The sequence below is a fragment of the Streptomyces viridosporus genome, assembly GCF_002078235.1.
In the GTDB taxonomy this organism is placed as follows: domain Bacteria; phylum Actinomycetota; class Actinomycetes; order Streptomycetales; family Streptomycetaceae; genus Streptomyces; species Streptomyces viridosporus.
Map to the genome: position 1 here is coordinate 1 of NZ_MSGP01000376.1, position 5,025 is coordinate 5,025.

4 protein-coding genes are annotated in these 5,025 nt (G+C 73.6%); all 4 read left to right on the forward strand.

The window, feature by feature from the left end; all coding sequences use genetic code 11:
* The first annotated feature begins 402 nt into the window (after nucleotides 1-402).
* The gene (locus tag B7L92_RS25945; RefSeq protein WP_081239814.1) at nucleotides 403-1,401 is read left to right on the forward strand and encodes a sigma-70 family RNA polymerase sigma factor; all 999 of its coding nucleotides are present in this window, start codon (nucleotides 403-405) and stop codon (nucleotides 1,399-1,401) included.
* 553 nt (nucleotides 1,402-1,954) lie between these two features.
* Nucleotides 1,955-2,719: a TetR/AcrR family transcriptional regulator gene (locus B7L92_RS25950; protein ID WP_081239815.1), complete on the forward strand. Its 765-nt coding sequence runs from the start codon at nucleotides 1,955-1,957 to the stop codon at nucleotides 2,717-2,719.
* Nucleotides 2,720-3,294: 575 nt separating this feature from the next.
* Nucleotides 3,295-4,056 (forward strand): DeoR/GlpR family DNA-binding transcription regulator, encoded by a 762-nt coding sequence (locus B7L92_RS25955; protein ID WP_081239816.1) that lies wholly within the window; start codon nucleotides 3,295-3,297, stop codon nucleotides 4,054-4,056.
* Nucleotides 4,053-5,000 (forward strand): 1-phosphofructokinase, encoded by a 948-nt coding sequence (pfkB, locus tag B7L92_RS25960; RefSeq protein ID WP_081239817.1) that lies wholly within the window; start codon nucleotides 4,053-4,055, stop codon nucleotides 4,998-5,000. The genes B7L92_RS25955 and pfkB overlap by 4 nt, the downstream gene beginning before the upstream one ends.
* Nucleotides 5,001-5,025: the final 25 nt, after the last annotated feature.

The window sequence follows — 5,025 nt, forward strand, 5'->3', positions numbered from 1 at the left end:
ACGGCCCGTGCCGCCCGATGGCAACCATCGGGCGGCACGGGCCGTCTACACGTGGGAGAGCGGTCGAAGGTGGTACTCCATCGGGGTGACGAGCGCGGTGCCGGGTGTGAGCGCGGTCTCGTCCGCGCGGGGGCGGTGCAGGGCGATGAGGGCCCCGGGGCGCCCCTCCGCCTCCGGCCTGACCTGGCCCTTCGTACGCTCCGGTACGGTCTCGTTCCTCTGTGTGGGCGGACAGGGTACTGCATGATCAGAAAAATTGCGGGACGGGTGGGAATTCTGTCCGGATTCCAGTCGTTGTTTCCCATGGATGCAGGGCACCCGACCAGAGTCCGGAAGGGCCTGACGAACGTGCCTGACGTCCGCAGGACCACCCGCTGACCTCACCATCGCAAGGGAGCACGCATGGCAACCCGTGCCGTCGCCCGTCGTCAGTCCGCCGCAGGCGAGACGGTCGACTCGGCAAGCAGTGTTCGCGCCCACAGCGGCGAGATCGCCGATCGCGACCTGGTCGGCATGTACCTCGACGAGATCGCGCGCACGCCGCTGCTCGACGCCGCCAAGGAAGTCGAGCTGTCCCAGATCATCGAGGCGGGTGTGTTCGCGCGGCAGATCCTCGACGGGTACGAGGAGAGCAAGGCCGGAGCCACCACCGAGGAGCTCCAGGCCCTGGTCGACGACGCCGAGCGGGCCAAGGACATCTTCATCCGCTCCAACCTCCGCCTGGTCGTCGCCGTGGCGCGCCGCTACCCCCGCAGCGGTCTGCCGCTCCTCGACCTGATCCAGGAGGGCAACGCCGGTCTGGTGCGCGCGGTCGAGAAGTTCGACTACCGCAAGGGCTTCAAGTTCTCGACGTACGCCACCTGGTGGATCCGCCAGGCGATCACGCGGTCCATAGCCGACCAGTCGCGCACCATCCGCCTGCCCGTCCACCTCGTGGAGGAGCTCGGCCGGATCCGGCGCGTGCAGCGCGAGTTCAACCGCGAGCACGGCCGTGACCCGGAGCCCGCCGAGGTCGCAGCCGAGCTCGGTTCCACGCCGGAGCGCGTCACCGACGTGCTCGACTGGGCCCGCGACCCGGTCTCGCTGAACATGTCGGTGGACGACGAGGGCGAGACCCAGTTCGGCGACCTCCTGGAGGACACCTCGGCGGTGTCGCCGGAGCAGTCGGTGCTGACGCTGCTGCGCAGCGAGGAACTGGACGACCTGATCGGCCGCCTCGACCAGCGCACGGCCTCCATCATCAAGATGCGCTACGGCATCGAGGACGGCCGGGAGCGCACGCTGACCGAGGTGGGCAAGGAGCACGGTCTGACCCGCGAGCGCATCCGCCAGATCGAGAAGCACGCGCTGCTGGAGCTGAAGAAGCTGGCCCGCGACACCGGGTTCGACGCGGCGGCGTGACGCCGCCGCGCGGCCCGCGCGGTGGACGGCGCCCTCGTGCGGACCGCGGGGACGCGGCCGCACCGCCCGCCGACGCGGGAGCGGTGGGACGCACTCCCGCCCGGGCCGCGTACGCCGGGTGGCGAAAGACCGCGCAAAACATGGCCGTTCCGCGTCGCTTCAACCCACCGGGCCCAGGGAACAAGAACTCCAAGCCCAGAAGTCCGGGCCCCGGAGTCCCGTCCCCGGCCCGCCTGAGCCGCACCGCCCCTGAACCACGTCCCGACGCACAACCCCCCCGGCGCCGGGACTTCCCAGAGCCGGGTTCGGCGCCCTCCCCCCGGGCGCCGGGCCCGGCTCCCTTCGTGTCCGGGCGCGTGTGCTCCGTGGCCGGGCGCAGGTGCGCCGTGGCCGGGGACGGGACTCCGTGTCCGGGTACGTGCCGACGCGGCTGGACACGTGTCAACGCGGCGGGGGACGGAACGACGTGGTGGGGGGCGGGGCACCCCGGACCTGAACCCCGGGGTGGCCCGCCAGATGGCAGATTGTGCCACAGGGGCATAGCCTGCCGGGCGTGAGCAGCACCACCCCGACGCCGCTTCCCGCGACCCCCGCGGCCGGTACCGCCGCGTCGCTGACCGAGCGGCGCAAGGCCGAGACCCGTATGGAGATCGCCCGCGCGGCGGCCGGCCTCTTCGTCCGGCAGGGCCTGCGGGCCACCCGCGCCGAGGACATCGCCCAGGCGGCCGGTGTCGCGCCGCGCACCTTCTACCGGTACTTCGCCGCCAAGGAGGAGGCCGTCGGCCCGCTCTACGCGACCGGCGCCCAGCGCTGGGTGGAAGCGGTGCGCACCGCTCCCGCGGAGGTCCCCCTGCCGCAGGTCCTGGAGGGCGCCGTGCGCCACACGCTGACGCCCGGCCGCGGAGTGTCGGTGGCCTCCTGGGAGTGGGTGCGCGCCCTGATCCGGCTGGCCGAGGAGAACCCGTCCCTGCGCAGGGTGTGGGCCGAGGTGTGCCAGGCGGCGGAGCGGAGTCTGGCGGAGGTGCTGGCGGAGCGGGCGGGGGCCGGCCGCGTGCCGGACGGACGGGTGAGGGACGAGCAGGCGCCGAAGGAGGAGGGGACGATCGGTCAACTTCCGGGCGGGGTCGACAACGTTGCCGCTCTCGCCCGGTCGCGCTTCGCCGCCGCCGTCGCCGGTTCCGCCGTGCGCACCGCCCTGGAGGCCTGGGCGGCGGGTGACGGTCCGGCCGAGGGACCGCAGGGGCCGGCGGAGTTGGCGCTGGTCCATCTCGCGGCGCTGCGGGACTTCCCCTGGGAGGGTTTGACGGCGGGCGCGTGACACGACCGGCGGATTGCGACGCCTCACCGCCCCGCCTCACCCGCTGCCTTGGTTGGCCGTTCGCTCAACTCCCTCGCCCGGTCCCACGAGTTCGGGGCTCCTGTACGACGAAGGCGTGGCCGGGCGGCGCCGGCCGCATCGCCGGGTCGCCCGTGTCCAGGGTGCTGCTCGGCGTCGGCTTCGACACGGCGGAGATCGCCCGGGTGCTGTCCTGCGTGCCGGGTACGGGGAGGGCCCGTCCGCCTCCGCGAGTCCGGTCCTCGCCGGCGGGCCGGCCGACGACTACGCCCGCATCGACCGCACGCCGGGTCGGCGTCGGGCCTGACCTTCCCGCTGATGTCCGCCCTGCCGAAGCGCCCGGCACCCCGCGAGAGCACGGGGGTGCCGGACCCTTCCGCCATGACCGGACACGGAGGCTGGCCACGGAGCCCGGACACGAAGAGCGGACGCGAAGAACGGACACAAACGGACGCCCATTCGTGCCCGGATGAATCACCGGCTGTTTACTTTTCGGACATTCGCCCGTACTCTTCAAGCGAAACAACACGTTCGGGCATGGTCGGAGGCAAGCGGACATGTACGCACCGGAGCGCCAGCAGGAGATTCTGCGGCTCGCCCGCGACAGCGGCCGGGTGGACGTGGTCTCGCTGGCCGAGCAGTTCCAGGTGACGGCCGAGACGATCCGCCGGGACCTGAAGGCCCTCGACCGCGCGGGCCTGGTCCGCCGGGTGCACGGCGGTGCCATCCCCGCCGGGCGCCTCGACTTCGAGCCGGACCTCGCCGAGCGCGAGACGACCGCGGCCGACGAGAAGGACCGCATCGCCAAGGCCGCCCTCGCCGAAGTCCCCGATGACGGCACGGTGATCGTCGACGCCGGGTCCACGGTGGCGCGGCTGGCCGGCTCCTTCCCGGTGGAACTCTCCCTCACCGTCGTCACCCACAGCCTGTCCATCGCGGCCCGCCTCGTCGACCACCCCGGCATCCAGCTGCACCTCGTCGGGGGCCGCGTACGGCACCGCACGCGCGCCGCCGTGGACGCCTGGGCGCTGCGCGCGTACGCCGAGATCCGCGCGGACGTGCTGTTCGTGGCCGCCAACGGCTTCTCCCTCGAGCACGGCCTGACCACCCCCGACCTCGCCGAGGCCGCGGTGAAGCGGGCGGCGATGGCCGCCGCCCGCCGTGTGGTGCTGCTCGCCGACTCCTCCAAGCACGGCCAGGAGCACTTCGCCCGCTTCGGCGGCCTGGGCGACGTGGACCTGCTGATCACCGACAGCGGGCTGAGCCCGGAAGACGCCCTCGCGATCGAACGCGGCGGCACGGAAGTGGTACGCGCATGATCCTCACCGTCACCCCCAACCCCTCCCTGGACCGCACCTACGAGGTCCCCTCGCTGGACCGCGGCGAGGTCGTCCGGGCCACCGGCGAACGCGTGGACCCGGGCGGCAAGGGGGTCAACGTCTCGCGCGCCGTCACGGCGGCGGGCCGGCGCACGGTGGCCGTACTGCCCCTGGGCGGCGCACCGGGCGCCCTGGTTACCGAACTCCTCGACGCGCAGGGCATCGAGGTGGCGCCGGTCCCGATCGCCGGTGCCACCCGCTCCAACATCGCGCTGGCCGAGGCGGACGGCGTCCTGACGAAGATCAACGCGCCCGGCCCGCACCTGACGGCGGCCGAGCAGGAACTGCTCCTGGAGACGGTGCGGCACCAGTCGCGGGACGCGGACTGGATCGCCTGCTGCGGCAGCCTGCCGCGCGGCCTCGCGCCCTCCTGGTACGCCGAACTGGTCGCGCGGGCCCACGCCACAGGCGTGCGCATCGCCCTGGACACCTCCGGACCCGCGCTGCTCGCGGCGCTGCGGGAGCGGCCCGACGTGGTGAAGCCGAACGCCGCGGAACTCGCCGGGGCCGTCGGGCGTCCGCTGAGCACCGTGGGCGACGCGGTGAAGGCCGCCGAGGAACTGCGTGCCATGGGCGCGGCGGCCGTGCTCGCCAGCCTGGGCGCCGACGGCCAGCTGCTCGTGAACGAGGACGGCGCCTGGTTCGGCACCGCACGGGTGGACACGGTCCGCAGCAACGTGGGCGCCGGCGACTCCTCGCTGGCCGGCTTCCTCGTCGCCGGCGGTCGCGGACCGGAGGCGCTCGGCTCCGCGGTCGCGCACGGCGCGGCGGCCGTCCAACTGCCCGGCAGCCTGATGCCGGCACCGGGCGACCTGGACCCGGCCGCCGTGACCGTCACGGCGGACGTCCCGGTGGACCGCGTACTGAAGGAGCCGGTGTCGTGAACCCCCGTACATCCCCAGGCCGCCG

Bases quoted from the DNA above. Each gene is read 5' to 3' on its own strand.
- pfkB (WP_081239817.1), top strand. From the start codon at position 4,053: ATGATCCTCACCGTCACCCCCAACCCCTCCCTGGACCGCACCTACGAG.
- B7L92_RS25955 (WP_081239816.1), top strand. From the start codon at position 3,295: ATGTACGCACCGGAGCGCCAGCAGGAGATTCTGCGGCTCGCCCGCGAC.
- B7L92_RS25945 (WP_081239814.1), top strand. From the start codon at position 403: ATGGCAACCCGTGCCGTCGCCCGTCGTCAGTCCGCCGCAGGCGAGACG.